This is a genomic window from Pseudomonas sp. E1MeOHC2 (assembly GCF_058745025.1).
Genome location: NZ_CP196675.1, coordinates 5442788 through 5464223 on the forward strand (window position 1 = coordinate 5442788; position 21436 = coordinate 5464223).

Here is a 21436-nt window from a genome sequence, read left to right on the forward strand (position 1 = left end):
CTACCTGACCTAGAGGTCGTAACGCAACGCCAGGCCCACGGTACGCGGAGCCCCGACATCGAGAATGTCGCCGCTGCGGTTGTTGGTGATGTACTCCTTGTCGAAGGCATTCTTCACGAAGCCGGACAACGCGATATTGCGGGTGATCTTGTACTCGGTGTTGAAATTGACCAGCCAGTAGTTGTCACTGCGGCGCTCGCCCGTGACGTGGCCTGCGTCATCGAATTCGTATTCCGAAGGCGATGTGCTCTGGTACACAAGGTCGGTGTTGAGGGTCAGGCGCTCGTTCCATCGGTAGGTCGCACCCAGCGACAGCTTGTACTTGGGCGAATAGAGGAAGTCTTCACCGCTCATGTCGCGGCCATCGCCGGTGACGAAATCTTTGTAGGTGCCGTCGGTGACCGAGGCGGCGGCGTTCAGGGTCAACTGTGCGCCGAAGTCTTTCTCGACAGACACTTCCAGGCCCTTGATGTCGCTACTGCCGGCGTTGAATACATGCAGGAACTCGGTATTCGGGTCCAGCACACTGACCTGCTGGTCCTTCCAGTCGGTGTAGTACAGGTTGGCCCGGGTACGCAGGGAGCCGTCGAGGAAGCTGCCACGGTACGACAGTTCGTAGTTGGTGGTGTATTCCGGGTCGTAGGCCTGATGCCCACCCCCGGCACGCATGTTCACGCCACCGCCGCGATAGCCTTTTTGCACCATGAAGCCCAGGTACTGCCCTTCGGCCAGCTCATAGTCCAGGCCAAGCTTGGGCAGCACCGTATTGAACGATTTGCTGACCTTGCCAGGGCTGGAGAAATCGTCCTGGTCGATGTCCGTGTCGTTGGTCTCATGGTCGTAACGCAATCCGGTAATCAGCGTCCAGCGCGGCACGAACGTCCAGTTGATCTCGCCGAACAGCGCGGTGTTCTTGATGGTGGTATTGCCTTTGGCCGTACCGAACAAACGCTCGTCGAACAGCAGTCGGTCATGGAAATCGTTAGTGTTGTGCCCGTAGTAGGCACCCACGAAGCTCTTGAGCGTATCGCCGGTGTAGTTCAGGCGCAGCTCCTGGCTGAACAGGTTGCCGTCCTGTTGCCGCAGCACTACCTCGTTGGCGTCCGCCGATTGGTCGAAGTCCAGGCGGGCGTCGTAGTCCGAGCGCGTGTTGGCCGTGAGGCTGGTCAGCGACCAGTAGTCGTCGAGGCGGTAGTCGACCTTGGCGCTGACCGTGTCCTGTTCGAGCTTATCGAAGGCCTTGGTGTTGGAGGTCATCTTGTAATAACGGACCTTGCCGTTTTCACGCATGACCGTGTTATCGCCCTTGCGGCTTTCGCCGTGAGCATAGGTCAACAGGATGTCGAGGTCGTCACTGGGCAGGATCAGCAACTTGCCCCGGGCATTGGCCGTGCGGGTAGGGTTGGCATCGTCGTGCAGGGTGCTGTTGTCGATGTAGCCGTCACCTTCCTGGTAGTCCACGGCGATGCGCCCGGCGATCTTGTTGTCGACCAGTGCGCCACCACCGGCTACCGCCGCACCCTGTTCGCCGTAGTTCCCTACGTTGGTCTGCGCCGAAAGGCTCGGCTCGAAGGTCGGGTTGCGGGTCTGGATGACCACCGCACCGGCCAGGGAGTTACGGCCCTGGGTGGTGGACTGCGGGCCAAGGAACACTTCGACCTGTTCGACATCCCAGAGCGGCATGGGGCTGAGGGTCAGTGAACGGTTCGGCTGCACGGCACCGTCGACGAACACTGACACCGCCCCGTTCAGCGTGGCCGGGCCCTGATCGTCGAAGCCCGACACTGGCACCCCGCGGATACCCCAGTTTTCATTGCCGGACTGGTTGTAGACACCGGGGGTACGGGCAAGCACATCGACCAGGCTGTGGTCTTCTTTTTCCCGCAGCTGCTTGTCGGTGATCACCACGACACTCGACTGGGTCTGCTCCAAGGTGCGGTTGATCTTCTCCCCGGTCACCGTGATCGCATCCAGCTGGACGGCCCCCTCTTGCGCCGCCGCCCAGGCATTGTTCGCCAGGCACAGGGCTGAGCCCACCGCCAGCGCCAGAGTACTTTTCATCAAATTCACGCCCCGCTCCTTCGACAGATTGCTGTTTTTTTTCTGTATGCATGCACGCACTTTGGCGCTGGCGGGGCGGAGTCTGATGTAAAGGGAATGTAAATTAAATACTATTGATAACGCCTCTCATTTATTTAAAAAAGTAGCGGGAGTACATTTGTACTCCCGCCGTCTTCAGACCGGTTGCCGGGCAGCGTCTCGGCCTGAACCAGCATGGCGCCCTTGCATCAGCACAGCCAGCGCGGCCAATAACGCCGGGATCAGCAACGAGGCGAACACCTGCGCAAAACTCCAGCCCATTGCCAACATCTGGGCACCGGCAAACGCACTGAGAATCGCCCCAAAGCGCCCGATGCCACTCATCCAGCTGGCGCCGGTCGCCCGCGCCTCAGTGGGGTAGAACGCCGCGGCCAAGGCATTCATGCCCACACTGGCGCCATTGAGGCCGAAGCCCACGGCCCAGGCAATCGTGCACAGCCAGGTGAAATCCCCAGCGACCTGGCCAATGGCGAAGATCACCGCGCCGCTGAACAGGAAGGTCAGCATCAGTACCCGTTGCGGGTTGCAGCGGTCCATGGCCCAGCCCACGGAGATCGCCCCCAGCGGCCCGCCGATCTGGAAACAGGCGGTGACGATGGCCGCTTCGGCTACCGAGAAGCCGCCACCCTCTTTCACCAAGGTGGGCAACCAGCCGCTGAACAGGTAGACCAAAAACAGCGCCAGCACGTAGCCGGTCCAGAGCATCAAGGTGCCGAAGCGATAGCGAGGCGAAAGGATGGTGCCAATCGCCCCGCCGCTGCCCGGCGCGCGGGCAGGCACGACGAAGGTGCTGTCGGCGTTGACGCGCCCCGGCGCCAGGCGGCTGACGATAGCGTGGATGCGCCGTGCATCCGCGCCCTTGCTGACCAGGAAGGTGACCGACTCGGGCAACCGCCAGCACAGCAACGGCAATGTCAGCAGCGGCAGCACACCGCCCAGCACCAGCACGCTGCGCCAGCCCAGATTGGGGATCATCCAGGCACTGACAAAGCCGCCTGCCGCCGCGCCCAGGGAAAAGCCGCAGAAGGCCAGGGTGATCAGCAGCGAGCGGCTGCGCGCCGGCGCGTATTCACTGACCAGAGTGCTGGCATTGGGCATGGCAGCGCCCAAGCCCAGGCCGGTGAGAAAACGCAAGGCAACCAGGGTCTCCAGATTGGGCGAGAACGCCGAGGCCAGGGTCCAGACACCAAACAGCAGGACACTCCCCAGCAAGACCGCCTTGCGCCCGTAGCGATCAGCCAGGGGGCCGGCGATCAATGCACCGAGTGCCAGGCCGATAAGGGCGGCGCTCAGCACCGGGCCCAGGCTTTGCGCGTCCAGGCCCCAGTCGCTTTTCAATTGGGGTGCGATGAAACCGATGATGGCGACGTCCAGCCCGTCCAGGGCAATGATCAGAAAACCCAGGAAGACCACCCATTTCTGGTAGCGGCCGATAGGTTGCTGGTCGATCAGTTGGCGCACATCGATGGCGTTGTTCATGGGTATCACCTGTTGTTGTTTTTATGAAGGTGCATCGGGGTTGGGCCGCGTTACCGGTTAATGAGGCTACGCAACCGCACAGGCCTGATGATCCGGGTTTCCTGGGCCAGCACCAGGTCGCGGGTGGCGTGCAGGTAGGCGGCGAAGTCCGGGTCGGCATCGCGGGCAGCGCTGCGTTTTTCGAAGTCATCGAGGCTGTCGTAGCCCCACAGATGCACCACCTGGTTGAGCGGGCCGATGCTGCTGGTATAGAACGCCAGCGGTGCACCGAGATGGCGCAGCAGAATCGGCATCGCCAACTGGTCGAACGCTTCAAGAAAGGCCGCCATGCCACGTGGACGAATGGTGTAGACCCGGTGATCGACGACGGGCTTGTCCATCACGCCACCTCCTGCGCATTGCCCGCTGTAGCCAGGCCTTGTTCGACGCCCGCCAGATGGCGACCGGTGATGTAGCCAAAAGTCATGATCGGCCCCAGGGTGATGCCCGCACCGGGGTAATTGCCCCCCATGATGCTGGCGCGGTCGTTGCCGACGGCGTACAGGCCGTCGATGGCCTGCTGATCGGCGCCCAGCACTTCGCCGACCACGCTGGTGCGGATGCCGTCGAAGGTGCCCAAATCGCCCATGATCACCTTCACGGCAAAGTAAGGCCCCTCGCCCAGCGGTGCCACGCACGGGTTGGGCTTATGTTGCGGGTCGGCCAGGTAACGGTTGAAGCTCGTGGTACCCCGCCCGAACTGGCGGTCCTCCCCCTGAACGGCGCCCAGGTTGTAGTCGCGCACGGTCTGCTCCAGCCCGGCGGCATCGATCCCGGCCTTGCGGGCCAGCTCGGCGAGGCTGTTGCCCTTGAGCAGGTAGCCATTGCGCAACAGCGGCCCCAACGGCATTGGCGCGGGCTTGGCAAAACCCAGGCCGTACTTGGCCAGGGTGCGACGGTCACAGACCAGCCACATGGCGGTTTCCGTTTGTTCGGCACACGCCTCGATCAAGGCCGCCCCCACGTCGTGGTAAGAATTCGACTCGTTGGTAAAGCGTTTACCCGAGCGCAGAACCCCGATCACACCAGGCTTGTAACGGTCGAGCAGGTGCGGAAACGCAACGTAGCGCCCTGCCCCCATTGGTACCTTGGACACTGGCATCCACGCCGCCGCAGCCTGCAATCGGATATCGACCTGGGCGCCCAACGCCTCGGCCATGCGCGCACCATCCCCGGTGTTGCTCGCGGGCACCGGCGAAAAGTGTTCGCCGCCTCGACGCACATGCGGGTAGGCCTGCTTCAACCGTTGCACGTCATGGGAAAAACCACCACAGGCCAGCACCACACCGCGCCGTGCCTCGATGCGCAGCTCGCCGTCGCCATGCTTGGCCAGCACCCCAGTGACCCGATGGCCTTCACGCAACAGCTGCCTGGCCGGCGTCCCGGTCAGAATCGGAATACCCAGGTCCAGCGCCGACCTCACCAACCGCGCCGCCAGGGCATTGCCACTGGTGACCTGGGTGCCGCGCCGGTACAACGCCAGCTCCTTGAGGTGGGTCAGCAAGCGCTTGGCCACATAAACGAAGGAGGTCAGCGAGCGCGTGACATTGAAGAAATGCTTGAGGTCGGCATTCGACGAGTTGAACATCATGCCGATGAAAGTGATGGTCTTGAGCGGTGGCCGCAGGCGTGCCATGTCTGGCCCCAGACCTCGGATATCGTAGGGCGCCGCCAGTATCGAACGCCCGATATCGACGCCACCCTCCACGTGCGGGTGATAGTCGGGGTACAGCGTGGGGATGAATTTGACCGCGGTATTGCGTTCGAAGAATTCGACCATGTCTGGCCCATGACGCAGAAACGCCTTGACCGCCACTTCGTCGAAACAGTCGCCGGCTTCGTTACGCAGGTAGGTGAGCGCCGCCGCCTCGCTGTCGTTTACCCCATGCCGGTTGCCCGGCACCCACAACACGCCACCGGAAAACGCCGTTGTGCCGCCGAAGCAGTCATCCTTTTCGATGACGATCACCTCCAGGCCGTGCATTTTTGCGGTGATCGCCGTCGCCAAGCCACCGGCGCCCGCGCCCACCACCAGTACGTCGCAGCTGCGCGTCTTCATGTGCGTACGCCCTCGAAACCGGGGCGCGGGATCAATGCCATGGGCATGCTCTCCAGCCCACCATCGACGGTCAGCTCCGCGCCATTGATGTAGTCGGCGCGCGGGCTGGCGAGAAACAGCACCGCTTCGGCGATGTCTTGCGGCTCCCCGATTCGCTGGTTGGCAGTCATGGCGCTGCGCTGGCGTTCGATCTGCGGGTCCGCGTAGAACGCGGCCGACAACGGCGTGCGGATCAACCCAGGGCACACCGCGTTGCTGCGTACACCACGCGGCCCCCACTCCACGGCAATCTGCCGGGACAGCATGCTGACACCGGCCTTGGCCGCGCTGTAGGCGCCACTGTTGGGTTGCGGGTAATGGGCGGCGATGGACGCAACATGCACGATACGCCCCTGACCACGGGCAAGCATCGCGTGGCCGAAGGCCTGGGAGCACAGCAGATAGCCGCTGAGGTTGACCGCCAACACCTGGTTCCATTGCTCCAGGGTCAGCGTTTCAAGCGACCCCGGGCGCAATACGCTGGCGTTGTTGATCAGTACATCGCAACGCCCGTGCAGCGCCTGCACCTGAGCGGCAACCTGGTTGACACTGCCTGGGTCGGCGATGTCGCAGCCCAGCGCGCTGACCTCCCCGACACTGTGCTCGCCCAAGGTGGCTGCCAGCTCACGGCACTTGTCCAGATCGCGGTCCAGCAACACCACATGGGCCTGCTGCTCGACCAACGCTGCGGCCAGCGCCGCACCAATGCCGCCGGCCGCGCCGGTCACCACGCAAACGGCTGAACCCAGGCCCAGCCAGTGATCGTGAATCTTGTTGTTATGCATGCTGCTCTCCAGAGTGTCGCTTCATCTGGCGAACAGCCTAGGGCCGGCAGCTACCCTGGCAGAATGGACAAAACCTGCAACCAGCCCCACATTCCCGACAATTTCGGCATTGGCCCCTGAACCCTGCAGGCTGCTGTGGCACAGTAGCCGGGTATCGATCACAACAATTACAACACCATGAACAAGATCCCCAACTACGCCCTGTACGGCGAGACCGCGCAGCCAGTGTGGCACGAGTCTCTGCATGTGGAGTCGATCTCGCAACGCTCCGGCGCCCACAACTGGGAGATCGCGGCGCACCGTCACGAAGGCCTGCTGCAGTTGTTGTACCTGCAAAGCGGTGCGGGTGAAGTGCTGTTCGACAGCGACCGCGTGCAGGCTCAGGCACCCTGCGTGGTTTACGTGCCGGCGCAGGTGGTCCATGGTTTTCATTGGGCCGGCGCCGTGGAGGGCCAGGTGATCACCGCGGCGCAGCATCCGCTGGAAAGCATCGCCCAGGTACTGGCGCCGAACCTGCTGGCACAGATCCGCAAGCCCCTGGTGATCGCCCTGCCGCCCTGGGACGCCGATGAAGACCCCTTGCTACCGCTGTGCCGTGCCCTGCGCGAGGAATACCACCACCGCGCCCGCGAGCATGTGGCCAGCAGCATGTCGCTGTTGCTGGCGCTGCTGATCCAAGTGGTGCGCCACGAGCCGTCGGCCAGCGGTAGCGAGCAGCGTCTGCCCTCCAGACGCAGCCAGCAGCTGACCGGGTTCCGTGAGCTGGTAGACATGCACTTTCGCGAGCATTGGTCGCTCGGTGACTACGCCGGTGAAATGGGGCTGACCTTGGCCACGCTGGGGCGGCTGTGCCAGGAGCACCTGGGCATGACGCCGATGAATGTCATCAATGCCCGGTTGGTGTTGGAAGCCAAACGGGCGCTGGGGCATTCGAGCCTCAGTGTAAAAGAGATCGCCCATGAACTGGGGTTTGTCGATGTGGGGTATTTCAGCCGGTTTTTCCGTAAGCATTCAGGGGTGAGCCCGAGCGGGTTTCGCGAAACTGCGTTGGCCTCTTCGCGGGCAAACCCGCTCCCACAGCCCTACACATAGCCTGTTGAATTAGCAGGGGACCTGTGGGAGCGGGCTTGCCCGCGAAGAGGCCAGCACAGGCATCCCTCAAGCCTCCAGCGCATGCTGCACCTGCCCCACTGTCGCCGCCAAACGGTCCAGGTGCAGGCTCAACACCCGCTCTACCGGCGCCTGATCCACCGGCCAGTGCAAGGCAATGCTACCGGCCAGCTGCCCCTCAACCCGCACCGGCAACGCGATCGCCCGGATCAGAAACGGCAACCGCACCGGATACTCCCAGTGCCCCTCGGTGCGCTGACCAAAGCCCTTGTGCGCGTCCTCTTCGATTTCGCGCAACAGCGTTTCATCGCGCAACCGCTGGTGGCTGGCCAGGCGCTGCACTTCGTCGCTGTGCAATTCCCCCAGGCACGCGCGCCCCATCGCCGAGTGAAACAGGCTGGCATGGTGGCCGACGATCTGGCAGTTGTTCGGATAGCGCTTGCGCAACACCTGGGGGATGGCGCTTTCCATTACTTCGAGCTGCTCGCCATCGAAGCACGAAAGGTCCGCCACCAGCCCGGTGCGCTCGCTCAGTTCCAACAGCCAGGGCGCGGCGTGTTCCACCAGGCGCCGCTTGAAACGCAGCTGGCGGTCACCGAACAGGCGCCGGGCACACAGGCGATAGCGTCGATCGCTCAAGCCCCGGTAGACCCACCCTTGCTCCTGCAAGGTAGCGAGCATGCGCGAGACCGTGGCCTTGGGCAACGACGTCAGGTAGTGCAACTCTTCAAGCCCCAGCGCCTGATGCTCGCCGAGCAAGTCGACGATGGCCAATGCTCGCTCTACCGAACGTACGCCACCACTGTCTGTCATGTTGCCCATGTCTCCGACCTCCCTGGCTTCTAGCGGGTTGGTCATCATGCACAGCAAAAACCGCGCCTGCCCAGGGCCTTTACGGTATTTGCAAGCACTGCGGTGGCCGCCGCTCGACCCAGCGGGTCAGCTGCTCATGCGCATAGGCCAGTTGCAACACGGCATGATCCGCCTGGGCCGGGCCAATGAGCTGCAGGCCCATCGGCAACCCCAGGGCACTGAAGCCCACCGGTACACTGATGCTCGGCAGCCCTGCCAGGGTCGGCCCGATCACCACCTCCATCCAGCGGTGATAGGTGTCCATCGTCCGTCCTGCGACCCCCTTCGGCCACGCCTGCCGTGCATCGAAAGGGAACACTTGGGCCGAAGGCAGCAGCAGGAAATCGTAACGTTCGAACAAACGGCCGAGGGCCTGGTACCACGCGCTGCGGTCCACCGAAGCCTGGTACAGCTGCGCCGCACTCAACTGCAGGCCACCCTCGACTTCCCACTGCGCCTCAGGCTTGAGCAACGCACGTTTGCCGGGGTCGGCATAGGCCGCGCCGAGGTTGCCGTGCACCAGGAAGTGGCGGTGGGTGAGCCAGCATTGCCAGAGGCGCGCCAGGTCAAATGCCGGCTGGCAGGCTTCGACCTGGCAGCCCAGCTCGGCGAAATCCGCCAGGGCCGACTCACACAGGCTCAGCACGCCATCCTCCATCGGCAAGTAGCCGTCATAGTCACCCAGCCAGCCCAGCCGCACGCCCTTGAAGTCGCGCTGCAACCCTTCGGCAAAATCACCCTGGCCGCCGCTCAGCGACAACGGCACGCGTGCATCGAAACCGGCCTGGGTCGACAACAGCCGCGCCACATCGACCACGCTGCGCCCCATCGGCCCTTCGGTGGCCAACTGCTGCATGAACACCTCCGGCGCCGGCCCGTGTGGCACCCGCCCCTGGGACGGGCGCAGGCCGAACACGTTGTTGAACGCCGCCGGGTTGCGCAACGAGCCCATCATGTCGCTGCCATCGGCCACCGGCAGCAACCGCAGCGCCAGCGCCGCAGCCGCCCCGCCACTGCTGCCACCGGCCACCCGGCTGGGGTCGTAGGCATTGAGGGTGGTGCCGAACAGGGTGTTGTAGCTTTGCGAACCCAGGCCGAACTCCGGCACATTGCTCTTGCCGACGATGATCGCCCCGCTGGCGCGCACCCGCGCCACACTGACTGCATCCTGCTCGGGCACATGCTCGGCGAACAGCGGCGAGCCCAGGGTGGTGCGCAGCCCGGCGGTGGCGGCCAGGTCCTTGATCGCCTGAGGCATGCCATGCATCCACCCCCTTGAGAGCCCCCGCGTCAGCTCACTGTCGCGCTCATCGGCTTCGGCCAACACCGCCTCGGCCGCACGCATCGACACCAGCGCATTGACCTGTGGGTTGAAGCGCTCGATATGGGCGAGGTATGCCTGCATCACTTCGTGGCACGACACCTGACGGGCATGAATAGCCTTGGACAAGGCCTCGGCATCGAGGGCAACGATCGGATCGATGGCTAATGGCTTCACGGTTTCACTCCAAGGTTGAAAGCAACCGCTTTGCCTGCCCGCGGCGCTTCTTTCAGGCAGTAGGTGCCCAACAGCGTCAGCAGGCAAGCGAACAGTACGTAGAACGACGGCGCCACCGGGGTATTCAGGGCCTTGCTCAACCAGGTGACGATCAGCGGGGCAAAGCCGCCGAACACCATCACTGCAACGTTGTACGCCACCGACACGCCGGTCGAACGCACCTCGACCGGGAACTGCTCGGCCAGGGCCGTGGGTGCCGGCCCGAAGAACCCGCCGATGGCGGTGCACAGCAGCATCTGCATGACCAGCAGGCGCTCGATCGACGGCGCTGCGGCCACCCACACGTACAGCGGATAGACCATCACGAAGAAGGCCAGGGTGAAGGCCATCAGCACCGGGCGCCGGCCAAGCCGGTCAGACAAGGCCCCCGCCAGCGGGATGACCACGGTCATCAGCCCCACCGCAAGCATCTGCACCAGCAACACCTGGTCCAGCGGCAACCCGAGGTTTTTGTGGGCGAAGGTCGGCATGTTCACCAGCACCACGTAGAACGATACGGTTGCGCCACAGGCCAGGCCCATCGACACCAACAGGCTGCGGCGGTGCTCACGCAGTATCTGCCACAAGCTCGGCGCCTGGCCCTTGGCCTGTTTGCGCGCCGCCAAAAACTCCTCGGGTTCTTCCATGTGCTTGCGAATCCACAGCCCCACCGGGCCAATCAGCAGGCCGAGCACGAACGGGACCCGCCAACCCCAGCTGTCCAGGGCCTCAGGCGTGCACAGGTGCGTCACCAAGGCCACCATCGCGGCCCCAGAAAACACCGCCAGGCACTGCCCCACCAACTGCCATGAGCCGTACAGGCCCTTGCGATGGGCCGGTGCACTTTCCACCAGAAACGCCGTGGCACTGGCATATTCGCCACCCGTGGCAAAGCCCTGGAGCATGCGCGCCACCACGATCAGCAAGGGTGCGCCCATGCCGATGGCGAGGTAGTTGGGCGCAAAGGCGATCATGGCGATGGACACCGTCATCAACCGGATGATCATCTGCATGGCAGCCTTGCGGCCCTTGCGGTCGGCATACATGCCCAGCAGCACCCCGCCCACCGGGCGCATGAAAAAGCCGACACCAAAGGTGGCCAGGGCCATTAACAGCGAGGCGTACTCGTCATCCGACGGGAAAAACTGCCGGGCAATGATGCTGGCCAGAAAGCCGTAAACAATAAAGTCGTACCACTCCAGGGCGTTGCCGATAACGGCAGCGACCACTTGCCGGGTACGCGACACGCCGGTGCTCGAAGTCTGCATAGGGAACACTCCACACAATGATTGGGTGATCGCCCAGGCGCGGTCGCGCCCGGGTTCCAGCGGCAGTCGTCAAAAAGGAAAGGTCAGGCGGGCGCGAGCCAGCGCTCTGCCAGCGCGCCCCAGTAGGCGGCGCCGGTCAGCAGGATGTCGTCGTTGAAGTCGTAGGCCGGGTTGTGCACCATCGGCCGCGATACACCATTGCCGATGAACAGGTAGGCGCCCGGGCAGCGTTGCAGCATCCAGGCGAAGTCTTCGCTGCCCATCAGTTTGCGGGTATTGCCATCCACCGCCTCGGCACCCACCAACTCGACCCCCACCTGTGTGGCGAAGGCGTTTTCCGCAGCATGGTTGACCAGCACCGGGTAGGCCGGGCGGTGTTCGATGCTGGCGCGGCAGCCAAAGCTTTCGGCCTGGCTGACGATGATCGCCCGCACCCGCTCCAGGGTCTGCGCCCGTACCTCGGCGTTGAGCGCGCGCAGGCTCAGCCGCAACAGTGCCTGTTGTGGGATCACGTTGGCCGCTTCACCGGCCTGCAAGGCGCCGACGGTAACCACCGCAGCTTCCTGTGCATCGATGTTGCGCGCCACCACGGTTTGCAGCGCCATCACCACACTGGCCGCCGCCACCAGCGGGTCGACGGTCAGGTGCGGCATCGAACCATGCCCGCCAACCCCGTCGAGGGTCACCGTCAGCAGGTCTTGCGAGGCCATCATCGGCCCCTCGCGAAAGCCCAGGTGCCCGGCCGGCAGCCCAGGCATGTTGTGCATGCCGAACAGTGCATCGCAGGGGAAGCGTTCCAGCAGCCCGTCGGCCAGCATCGCCTCGGCGCCACCCTGGCCCTCCTCGGCCGGCTGGAAGATCAGCGTCAGCGTACCGTCGAACTGCCGGGTTGCCGCCAGGTAGCGGGCGGCCCCCAGCAGCATGGTGGTGTGACCGTCATGGCCGCAGGCGTGCATGCAGCCCTGGTGCTGGCTGCTGTAGGCGGCGCCGGTCGCTTCATGAATGGGCAGCGCGTCCATGTCGGCACGCAGGCCCAGGCGGCGTGTGCTGCTGCCATTGCGCAACACGCCGACTACGCCGGTCTTGCCGATGCCGGTATGCACTTCATAGCCCCACTCCTCAAGCAGGCGGGCAACCAGCGCCGAGGTGCGGCTTTCTTCAAAACCCAGTTCCGGGTGGGCGTGGATATCGTGACGGATCGCGTGCAGGTCACTGGCCACATCGTCGAGCCAGGCCAGGATGTGCTGATGTCGGGACATGCGGAATCTCCTTGCGCGGGTATGTTCCCGTTCTTGTTGTTCGCGTTGAGATCACGACGGGGGAAGGCAGGTCGTGTTGGCTGACAGATAAACGCGAGTGGCGGGAGAGCACAATCGAATGTGGTTCCGCAGGGTGGAACTTGGTTTTGGGGATTGGATGGGGGCTGCCAGGTGAAGGGGTTGAGAGGTTCGGCGCTCGATCTCCCAGGCGCTAAAAACCTCAAGGCAAGCACCTGCCAACCCACCCCCAATCTACGCACAGCTCCGCAAATGCTGCTACCGTGCCCCACTCCCCAGCCAAGGAGTGCCTAATGCCACACCGTCACCCAAACCCTGCCGGTTTCGTCCGCGTCCGTGGCGCCCGTGAGCACAACCTCAAGAACATCGATGTCGATATCCCCCGCGACGCGCTGGTGGTGTTTACCGGTGTGTCGGGCTCGGGCAAGTCTTCGCTGGCCTTCTCCACCCTGTATGCCGAAGCCCAGCGCCGCTACTTCGAATCAGTCGCCCCCTATGCCCGGCGCCTGATCGACCAGGTTGGCGTACCCGACGTGGACGCCATCGAAGGCCTGCCGCCGGCGGTCGCCCTGCAACAGCAGCGTGGCACCCCCAGCGCGCGGTCCTCGGTGGGCAGCGTCACCACGCTGTCCAGCTCAATACGCATGCTCTACTCGCGCGCCGGCCATTACCCGGCTGGGCAGGCGATGCTGTACGCCGAAGACTTCTCGCCCAACACCCCACAGGGTGCCTGCCCCGAATGCCACGGCCTGGGCCGCGTCTATGAAGTCACTGAGGCAACCCTGGTCCCCGACCCTTCGCTGACCATTCGCGAGCGCGCGGTGGCGGCCTGGCCCATGGCCTGGCAGGGCCAGAACCTGCGCGACATCCTGGTCACCCTGGGCTATGACGTGGACGTTCCCTGGCGCGACTTGCCACACGCGCAGCGCGACTGGATTCTGTTCACCGAAGAAACCCCCACGGCCCCGGTGTATGCCGGCCTGACCCCGGCGCAAACCCGCGCCGCCCTCGAACGCAAGCAGGAGCCCAGCTACCAGGGCACCTTCAGTGGCGCCCGGCGCTACGTACTGCACACCTTCATGCATTCGCAGAGCGCGCAGATGCGCAAGCGCGTGGCCCAGTTCATGCGCCCAAGCCCTTGCCCACTGTGTGCAGGCAAACGGCTCAAGCGCGAGGCGCTGAGCGTGACCTTCGCGGGCCTGGACATCGCCGAGCTGTCGCACCTTTCATTGCAGGCACTGGCCGAGGTGTTCCGCACGGTGGCGGCGCCGGCTTACCTGGAACAGACCCAAGACGACCTGACCCTGGAAAAACGCCTGGCGGCGCAGCGGATTGCCCATGAACTGCTCGAACGCATCGACACCTTGCTCGACCTGGGGCTGGGTTACCTGGCCCTGGAACGCAGCACCCCGAGCCTTTCCTCGGGTGAGTTGCAACGCTTGCGCCTGGCCACCCAGCTCAACTCACAACTGTTCGGCGTGATCTATGTGCTCGACGAGCCCTCGGCCGGCTTGCATCCGGCCGACAGCGAAGCCTTGTTCGAAGCCTTGCAGCGCCTGAAACAGGCCGGCAACTCGGTTTATGTGGTGGAGCACGACCTCGACACCATGCGCCGCGCCGACTGGCTGGTGGATGTTGGGCCGGCCGCCGGTGAACACGGCGGCACCATCCTTTACAGCGGCCCACCCAATGGGCTCGCCCAAGTCGAGCAATCGTGCACACGCGCCTACCTGTTCGGCGAACGCATCCAGGCCACCCGCACGCCGCGCGAGCCACAGGGCTGGCTAGAGCTGGAAGGCATCACCCGCAACAACCTCGTCAACCTCAACGCCCAGTTCCCCTTGGGTTGCTTCACTGCCGTAACCGGTATTTCCGGCTCGGGCAAATCCAGCCTGGTCAGCCAAGCGCTGCTGGAGCTGGTGGGCGAGCACCTGGGCCATGCCGAGCAGCGTTCTGAGCCCGAAGAACACAGCCTGGAGGACGCCCCCGAACAAACCAGCAGTGGCCGGGTAAAGGCAGGCCTTGGCGGCATCAAGCGCCTGGTCCAGGTCGATCAGAAACCCATCGGCCGTACCCCCCGCTCCAACCTGGCCACCTACACCGGCCTGTTCGACGCCGTGCGCAAACTGTTTGCCGCCACCGAGCAGGCCAAGGCGCAAGGCTTCGATGCCGGGCGCTTCTCGTTCAACGTCACCAAGGGCCGCTGCGTTACCTGCGAGGGCGAAGGCTTTGTCAGCGTCGAGCTGTTGTTCATGCCCAGTGTCTATGCGCCCTGCCCGACCTGCCATGGAGCCCGCTACAACCTCGAAACACTGGCGGTCACCTGGCAGGGCATGAACATTGCGCAGGTGCTGCAACTGACCGTTGAACAGGCCCTGGCGGTGTTCACAGAACAACCGCCAATACGGCGCAGCCTGCAAGTGCTGCAGGATATCGGCCTGGGCTACCTGCGCCTGGGCCAGCCGGCTACGGAGCTGTCTGGCGGCGAGGCGCAGCGCATCAAGCTGGCCACCGAGTTGCAGCGTACGGCGCGCGGGGCGACGTTGTATGTGCTGGACGAGCCCACCAACGGGCTGCACCCGCAGGATATCGACCGGCTGCTGGTGCAACTCAACCGCCTGGTCGATGCCGGGCATAGCGTGGTGGTGGTCGAGCACGACATGCGCGTGGTGGCGCAGAGCGACTGGGTGATCGATATCGGACCGGGGGCTGGGGATGCGGGGGGGACGGTGGTAGTGAGTGGTACGCCTGAGGCTGTGGCTGGGTGTGCTGAAAGCCGAACTGCCGCGTTTCTGGCCAGAGCCCTCTAGGGGTTGCACCAAAACCGCCAAGTGACCGCGCCCTGGCTTCTTGAAGCGGGGCGCGTCACAAGCGCCTTCGCGCTGCTGCAGGCAGACAACGCCACCGGCAATTTCGTCAAGATTGCCCAACGGATCCCGGTGCGCATCACCGTGGATGCCGACCAGCCAGCGGCAAAACGGTTACGGCCAGGCATGTCGGTTGTGGTGAGTATCGACACCCGTGAGGCGCAGTAAATCGCTCACCACACCGACCTGGGCAAGGCGTTCGCTACAACGCCGGCGCAGTTCACCTCAACCCGGAAACAGAAAGGGGTTGATGCTGCTACGGGCAAAGCCTTGCCCTTCAAGCTCGGCATCCAGGCGCAACGAAGCCAGGTCGTCGGCGATGGGCTCCAGCGCCGGGTCGTGCTCGTAATAGAAAGCCTTCAGGTAGCTTTCGCAGTCGCCGCAGCTTTCCGCCTTGACCGCGCTGTCCTGACGCTCCAGCGACCAGTAGTCCAGTTTGCCGGTGTGCTCACAGTTGCTGCACTTGACCCGCACCATGTGCCAACGACTCTCGCACAGCCCGCAATGCAGGTAACGCAGCCCGGCACGCTTGCCGGTGAGGATGACGCTGGCCACCGGCGCGCTGGCGCACACTGGGCAGAACTGGCGATGCTCCCCCACCGCCGCATGCGCATGGGCAGGCAATGCCGCGGCCAGCTGCACGAAGTACAGCCCCAGGGCCGCCCACAAAAACACCGCCTCGCCGCTGTCCACCTCGCCATAGCGACCCTGCAGCAAGTCCTCGGCGCAGGCTTCACGCTGCTCCGCGCTCAGCGCTGCGAGCCTGTCCAGGGCAGCACATACCGGGTCGCTGGCGTCTGCGCGCAGATCCTCCAGCAGATGCTCAAGCGCTTGCTGCCAGTAACGTGAGCGCGGCAGCTGTTGCGCCGACAACGGCGCAGCGACATCTAACCGCTCGACCAGCGCCTGCAGCTCTTCAGCAGGCACTGGGAAGCGCTCCAGCAACCGCTGCTGGGCCTGTGCGACGGTGGCGGCAAACGCCAGGTAGTCGGCCTGTTCATGCCCCTGGGCCAACTGGCGCAAACGCGCAGCGCGCTTGGCAAAGTGCTGGCCTGGTTGCGGCAGCAACAAGGCGCTGATGGCGCCCACGCCACCGCTTGGCTGCTCGACCGCCGTCAGTTTGATGCTGCTCATTTCTTCTCACTCTTGCTGCTGATCTGCTGGTACCAGCGGTCATGGTGCGACTTGGCCCAGGTACGCGAGACGTAGCCGGTGATCATGCCGCGGATCGAGCCCTTCACCCAGAACGCCAGGTAAGCGTGGCCGATGATCAGCAAGATCAGCGAAATGCCCGCCAGTGCATGGGTAAACAGGGCAATGCGGATCAGCGGGATGCTGAAGTAGTGGGCAAACCACGGCCGCCAGATGATCACGCCACTGAGCATGAGCAAGGTGATCAGGCCCATGATCCCCCAGAACAGGATCTTCTGGCCGGCGTTGTACTTACCGATGCGCAGCGGCTGGCTGTGATCGCCCGCCAGCACGCGCTTGACGTTGCGAAACCAGATGCCGTCTTCACGTTCGGGCAGGTTGTACTTGACGAAACGCACGAACAGGAACATCAGCACCACGAACACCACCACCCCGAAAAACGGGTGAAGGATACGCGCCAGCTGCGGTGTGCCGAACACGCCGTTGAGCCAGTTCAGCGACGGGAAAAACCACGACAACCCCGACATCGCCACCAGGAAGAAACAGATGACCATGAACCAGTGGCTGGCCCGGTCGATGAAGCGCGTACGCAGAATCAGTCGATCCTTGTTCATACCTGGGTCTCCTTCTCGTCTTCCTCGACTTCGTTGGGGCCAACGCCGATGTAGTGGAACACCGTGCCCGCCAGGGTGGCGAAGAACGCCACGGCGGCCACCGGCTTGAGCCAGCCTTTCCAGCCCTCGATCGCGCTGCTGATGCGTGGGTCCGGGTTGAGCTTGTGGTACAGCTGAGGTTTGTCGGCGTGCTGCAGCACATAGAACACATGGGTGCCGCCCACGGCCTGCGGGTCGTAGATGCCGGCACCGGCAAAGCCTCGGCCTTGCAGCTCGCTCACGCGCTCCTCGGCCTGCACCAGCATGTCGGCCTTGCTGCCGAAGTTGATCGCGCCGGTCGGGCAGGTTTTCACGCAGGCCGGCTCCTGGCCGACACTGACTCGGTCAACGCACAGCGTGCACTTGTAGGCCTTGTTGTCCTTCTTGCTGATGCGCGGCACATCGAACGGGCAGCCGGCTACACAGTAGCCGCAACCGATGCAGTGCTCGGACTGGAAATCGACGATACCGTTGGCGTACTGAATGATCGCCCCTGGTTGCGGGCAGGCCTTCAGGCAGCCCGGGTCGGCACAGTGCATGCAGCCATCCTTGCGGATCAGCCACTCCAGTTTGCCGTTCTCGTCCTGGTGCTCGTCGAAACGCATCAGCGTCCAGGTGTCGGGCGTGAGGTCGGCCGGGTTGTCGTACACACCGACGTTGTGGCCGACCTCGTCACGCAGGTCGTTCCATTCGTTGCAGGCCACCTGGCAGGCCTTGCAGCCGATACAGATGCTGACGTCGATCAGCTTGGCCACCTCGGCCTGGTGGTCACGGGCACGCGGCGCCGGGGTGAAGGCGTTAGTCGCCGAACGGCGAATGATGTCTTGGGATTGCAGGGACATGTGCGTCGCTCCGTCAGGCCTTTTCCACGTTCACCAGGAACGCCTTGTATTCCGGGGTGTTGGTGTTGGAATCACCCACCCCCGGGGTCAGCGTGTTGGCCAAAAAGCCCTTGCGGGTAGCACCCTCAAAGCCCCAGTGGCACGGGATGCCGATGGTATCGACCATCTGCCCGGCGACCTCCAGGCGCTGGACCCGCTTGGTGACCACCGCCTTGGCTTTGATGTAGCCGCGCTTGGTACTCACCCGCACCAGGTCGCCCTGGGCGATGCCTTTCTCCTTGGCCAGCACTTCGCCGATCTCGATGAACTGTTCGGGCTGGATGATCGCGTTGAGCCGCGAGTGCTTGGTCCAGTGGCGGAACAGCTCGGTGATCGAATAGGTGGTGGCCACGTAAGGGAACTCCTCACGGCTGCCCATGCGCGCGCGGTCGCTTTCATACAAGCGTGCGGTCGGGCTCTTGCTGACATTGGGGTGCAGCGGGTTGGACGCCAGCGGGCTTTCGATCGGTTCGTAGTGCTCAGGGAACGGCCCGTCGTTCATGGCCCCGACCGAGAACAGCCGGCCGACCCCTTCAGGCAGCATGATGAACGGGTTGACGTTGCTGCCCGGCGCGGCGGTGACCGGGAAGTCCGGTACATCGCTGCCACTCCAGCGGCTGCCATCCCAGGCAATGATCTGGCGCTTGGGGTCCCAGGCCTTGCCTTGGGGGTCGGCCGAGGCGCGGTTGTAGAGAATCCGCCGATTCTGCGGCCAGGCCCAAGCCCAGCCCGGCGTGCAGCCCAGGCCACTGTCGGCGTTGTCGCGGCGGGCCATCTGGTTACCGGCTTCGGTCCAGGAACCGGCGAATACCCAGTTGAAGCACGCCGTGCTGCCGTCGTCGCGCAACTGGGCGAAGTTGTCCAGCAACTGGCCCTTGCGCAGCACCAGGTTGCCAGCGTCGTCGTGCAGGTCCGCCAGGGCGTAGCCGTTGGACTCCTTGGCGACTTCCTCAGGCTCCGGATCGTAGGGGTTCTTGTAGTCCCAGGCCATGTTCAACACAGGCTCCGGGCATACGCCACCCTCGTTGCGGTACAGCTCGCGCAGCTTCATGAACAGGTGGCCGAGAATCTTGCCGTCGTGCCAGGCTTCACCCGGCGGCGCCGCGCCGGCCCAGTGCCATTGCAGCCAGCGGCTGGAGTTGACGATCGAGCCGTTCTCTTCGGCGAAGCAGCTTGACGGCAGGCGGAAGACTTCGGTCTGGATCGCCGCCGGGTCAACGTCGTTGGACTCGCCGTGGTTTTGCCAAAAGCTCGAAGTCTCGGTCGCCAGCGGGTCGATGATCACCAGGAACTTGAGCTTGGCCAAGGCCTCGGCGGCCTTGTTCTTGTCCGGGAACGCCGCGATCGGGTTGAAGCCTTGGGCAATGTAGCCGTTGACCTTGCCTTCGTACATGCGGTTGGAATAGTTGAGTACGTCGTAGCTGTCGTCCCATTTGGGCAACCAGTCGAAGCCCCAGTTGTTTTCCTGGGTGGCTTTGTCGCCCCACAGGCTCTTCATCAGGCTGATGAAAAACTTGGGCGTGTGCTGGTAGTAGTTGACCTGCCCGGGCAGCTGGGCGCTGGGCGTGGTTTCCTTCAGGTAGGCTTCGACCGTGGTCTGGTTGTCGGACGGCAGGTTCATGTAACCCGGCAGGCGTTGCGACAGCAGGCCCAGGTCGGTATAGCCCTGGATGTTGGAGTGCCCGCGCAGGGCGTTGACGCCGCCACCGGCCATGCCGATATTGCCCAGCAGCAGCTGGATCATGCCCGAGCCACGGATCATCTGGGCGCCCGTGGTGTGGTGGGTCCAGCCCAGGGCATAGAGGAAGGTGGCGGTCTTGTCCGGTGCGCTGGTGCTGGCAAGGATCTCGCAAATCTGCAGGAAATCGCCCTTTGGCGTACCGCACAACTCGCTGACCCGCTCTGGTGTGTAACGGCTAACGTGCTCTTTGAGCAGGTTGTACACGCAACGCGGGTGGCTGAGCGTCATGTCGCGCTTGGCGAAGCCCTGCTCGTCGAGTTCATAAGCCCAGGAGCTGCGATCGTAGCGCCGGGTCTCGCTGTCGTAGCCGCTGAACAGCCCGTCGTCGAAGCTGTAGTCGCTGCGCACGATCAGGCTGGCATTGGTGTAGGCGCGCACGTACTCATGCTGAATACGGTCATGGCTGATCAGGTAGTTGACCACCCCCATGAGAAAGGTGATGTCGGAACCTGCGCGGATGGGCGAATACAGGTCGGCCACCGAGGCGCTGCGGTTGAAGCGTGGATCGACCACGATCACCTTGGCGCCGTTGCGGATCTTCGCCTCGATCACCCATTTGAAACCCACCGGGTGCGCCTCGGCGGGGTTACCACCCATGATCAGCACGACGTTGGCGTTCTTGATGTCCACCCAGTTGTTGGTCATCGCCCCCCGGCCGAAGGTCGGTGCCAGCGCCGACACGGTCGGGGCGTGGCAGACCCGGGCCTGGCTGTCGGTGCCGAGGATGCCCAGGGCGCGCGTGAAGCGCTGGTCGAGCGAGCCGGTTTCGCTGCTGGCCGCAGACGAGCAGAGCATGCCGGTGGACAGCCAACGGTTGACGGTAACGCCCTTGGCGTTTTTCTCGATGAAGTTCGCATCGCGGTCGGCCTTCATCAGCCGGGCGATGCGCTCAATGGCGTGGTCCCAGGTGATGCGCTGCCACGTGTCCGAGCCTGGCGCCCGATACTCCGGGTACATCAGGCGTTGCTCGCTGTGGATGTAGTCCACCAGCCCCGCCCCTTTCGGGCACAGCGAACCGCGGCTGACCGGGTGGTCCGGGTCGCCTTCGATATGGAAGATGCGCGCTTTGGCGTTTTTCGCGCCGTCGCCGAGGCTGTACATGAGGATGCCGCAGCCTACCGAACAGTAGGTGCAGTTGTTGCGTGTCTCTTTGGCACGCAACAGCTTGTATTGGCGTGACTGGCTGGCATTGGCCACCGCCGGGGCAAAGCCCAGCGACACGGTGGTCGCTGCCGCCGCGCCGGCCGTGCAAAGTTTAAAAAATTGTCGTCTGCCAAGTGCCATGGGCATCTCCTCATCTAGGCCCGGTTCAGTACCAGGCGAACAGGCGTTACTTATCAACGGGTGTTATCGGCAAGTCGTTCTAATTCGGTGACAGGCACAAATCAGGGGCAATAGAAATCTGCAGCGCGTTAATAAGAACGCAACTTCTTGGCAAACACTAAATTGACCGTGGTATCACACGTTAATCAAAGGCGGCCCTTGCAGGCCGCGCCCGCCATTGTAGTGGCAGGATGACGCAGGGACCAATTGACCGGGTTGATCGCTTGATCAGTTTTATCGATCAACAAACTGCTATGGCCATTAATTGCACTTC

The 21436-nt window shown here is 63.8% G+C and carries 15 protein-coding genes and 1 pseudogene; 3 read left to right on the plus strand and 13 right to left on the minus strand.

Features of this window, described 5'->3' with window-relative positions; all coding sequences use genetic code 11:
- Positions 1-9 precede the first annotated feature (9 nt).
- The 5 genes from ACSSU5_RS24675 to ACSSU5_RS24695 all read right to left on the minus strand — a co-directional run bounded on the left by ACSSU5_RS24675 (position 10) and on the right by ACSSU5_RS24695 (position 6501).
- Entirely contained in the window at positions 10-2070 is a 2061-nt protein-coding gene (locus ACSSU5_RS24675; RefSeq protein WP_492560095.1) for a TonB-dependent receptor, read from the minus strand.
- A gap of 165 nt (positions 2071-2235) precedes the next feature.
- Positions 2236-3579: an MFS transporter gene (locus ACSSU5_RS24680; protein WP_492560096.1), complete on the minus strand. Its 1344-nt coding sequence runs from the start codon at positions 3577-3579 to the stop codon at positions 2236-2238.
- Between the two features lie 50 nt (positions 3580-3629).
- Positions 3630-3959, minus strand: coding sequence for an NIPSNAP family protein (locus tag ACSSU5_RS24685; RefSeq protein ID WP_264313198.1), 330 nt, complete (start codon positions 3957-3959; stop codon positions 3630-3632).
- Positions 3959-5677 carry an FAD-dependent oxidoreductase gene (locus ACSSU5_RS24690; protein ID WP_492560097.1) on the minus strand — a complete coding sequence of 573 codons (1719 nt, stop codon included), beginning with the start codon at positions 5675-5677 and terminating at the stop codon, positions 3959-3961. Before ACSSU5_RS24690 ends, ACSSU5_RS24685 begins: the two co-directional genes overlap by 1 nt.
- Positions 5674-6501 (minus strand): SDR family NAD(P)-dependent oxidoreductase, encoded by an 828-nt coding sequence (locus ACSSU5_RS24695; RefSeq protein ID WP_492560098.1) that lies wholly within the window; start codon positions 6499-6501, stop codon positions 5674-5676. The genes ACSSU5_RS24690 and ACSSU5_RS24695 overlap by 4 nt, the downstream gene beginning before the upstream one ends.
- Before the next feature lie 177 nt (positions 6502-6678).
- Here ACSSU5_RS24695 and ACSSU5_RS24700 point away from each other — a divergent pair, with 177 nt between their 5' ends.
- Positions 6679-7593, plus strand: coding sequence for a helix-turn-helix domain-containing protein (locus ACSSU5_RS24700; protein ID WP_492560099.1), 915 nt, complete (start codon positions 6679-6681; stop codon positions 7591-7593).
- Between the two features lie 66 nt (positions 7594-7659).
- On the opposite strand, the gene ACSSU5_RS24705 is transcribed toward ACSSU5_RS24700, so the two are convergent.
- From ACSSU5_RS24705 to ACSSU5_RS24720, 4 genes are all read right to left on the minus strand, one after another.
- Positions 7660-8433 (minus strand): IclR family transcriptional regulator, encoded by a 774-nt coding sequence (locus ACSSU5_RS24705; protein ID WP_492560100.1) that lies wholly within the window; start codon positions 8431-8433, stop codon positions 7660-7662.
- A gap of 70 nt (positions 8434-8503) precedes the next feature.
- Positions 8504-9961 (minus strand): amidase, encoded by a 1458-nt coding sequence (locus ACSSU5_RS24710; protein ID WP_492560101.1) that lies wholly within the window; start codon positions 9959-9961, stop codon positions 8504-8506.
- Entirely contained in the window at positions 9958-11268 is a 1311-nt protein-coding gene (locus tag ACSSU5_RS24715) for a citrate-proton symporter (RefSeq protein WP_264313192.1), read from the minus strand. Before ACSSU5_RS24715 ends, ACSSU5_RS24710 begins: the two co-directional genes overlap by 4 nt.
- Positions 11269-11351: 83 nt before the next feature.
- Positions 11352-12527 carry a M20 aminoacylase family protein gene (locus ACSSU5_RS24720; RefSeq protein ID WP_264313191.1) on the minus strand — a complete coding sequence of 392 codons (1176 nt, stop codon included), beginning with the start codon at positions 12525-12527 and terminating at the stop codon, positions 11352-11354.
- A 311-nt stretch (positions 12528-12838) separates the two neighbouring features.
- On the opposite strand from ACSSU5_RS24720, the gene uvrA reads away from it, so the two are divergent.
- Positions 12839-15355: an excinuclease ABC subunit UvrA gene (gene uvrA / locus ACSSU5_RS24725; RefSeq protein ID WP_492560102.1), complete on the plus strand. Its 2517-nt coding sequence runs from the start codon at positions 12839-12841 to the stop codon at positions 15353-15355.
- Between the two features lie 60 nt (positions 15356-15415).
- Positions 15416-15580, plus strand: a pseudogene (locus ACSSU5_RS24730) (HlyD family secretion protein); the annotation flags it as partial.
- A gap of 57 nt (positions 15581-15637) precedes the next feature.
- Here the strand turns inward: ACSSU5_RS24730 and fdhE are convergent.
- Genes fdhE through fdnG form a run of 4 tightly spaced genes read right to left on the minus strand, consistent with a single transcriptional unit; the run spans position 15638 to position 21123 of the window.
- Complete coding sequence (fdhE, locus tag ACSSU5_RS24735; RefSeq protein WP_264313189.1) at positions 15638-16546, minus strand: formate dehydrogenase accessory protein FdhE; 909 nt, start codon at positions 16544-16546, stop codon at positions 15638-15640.
- Positions 16543-17178 carry a formate dehydrogenase subunit gamma gene (locus ACSSU5_RS24740; RefSeq protein WP_264313188.1) on the minus strand — a complete coding sequence of 212 codons (636 nt, stop codon included), beginning with the start codon at positions 17176-17178 and terminating at the stop codon, positions 16543-16545. The genes fdhE and ACSSU5_RS24740 overlap by 4 nt, the downstream gene beginning before the upstream one ends.
- A complete protein-coding gene (fdxH, locus tag ACSSU5_RS24745; protein WP_264313187.1) occupies positions 17175-18059 on the minus strand; it encodes a formate dehydrogenase subunit beta in 885 nt (294 codons plus the stop codon). Before fdxH ends, ACSSU5_RS24740 begins: the two co-directional genes overlap by 4 nt.
- A gap of 13 nt (positions 18060-18072) precedes the next feature.
- Positions 18073-21123 (minus strand): formate dehydrogenase-N subunit alpha, encoded by a 3051-nt coding sequence (fdnG, locus tag ACSSU5_RS24750; protein ID WP_492560103.1) that lies wholly within the window; start codon positions 21121-21123, stop codon positions 18073-18075.
- Positions 21124-21436 lie beyond the last annotated feature (313 nt).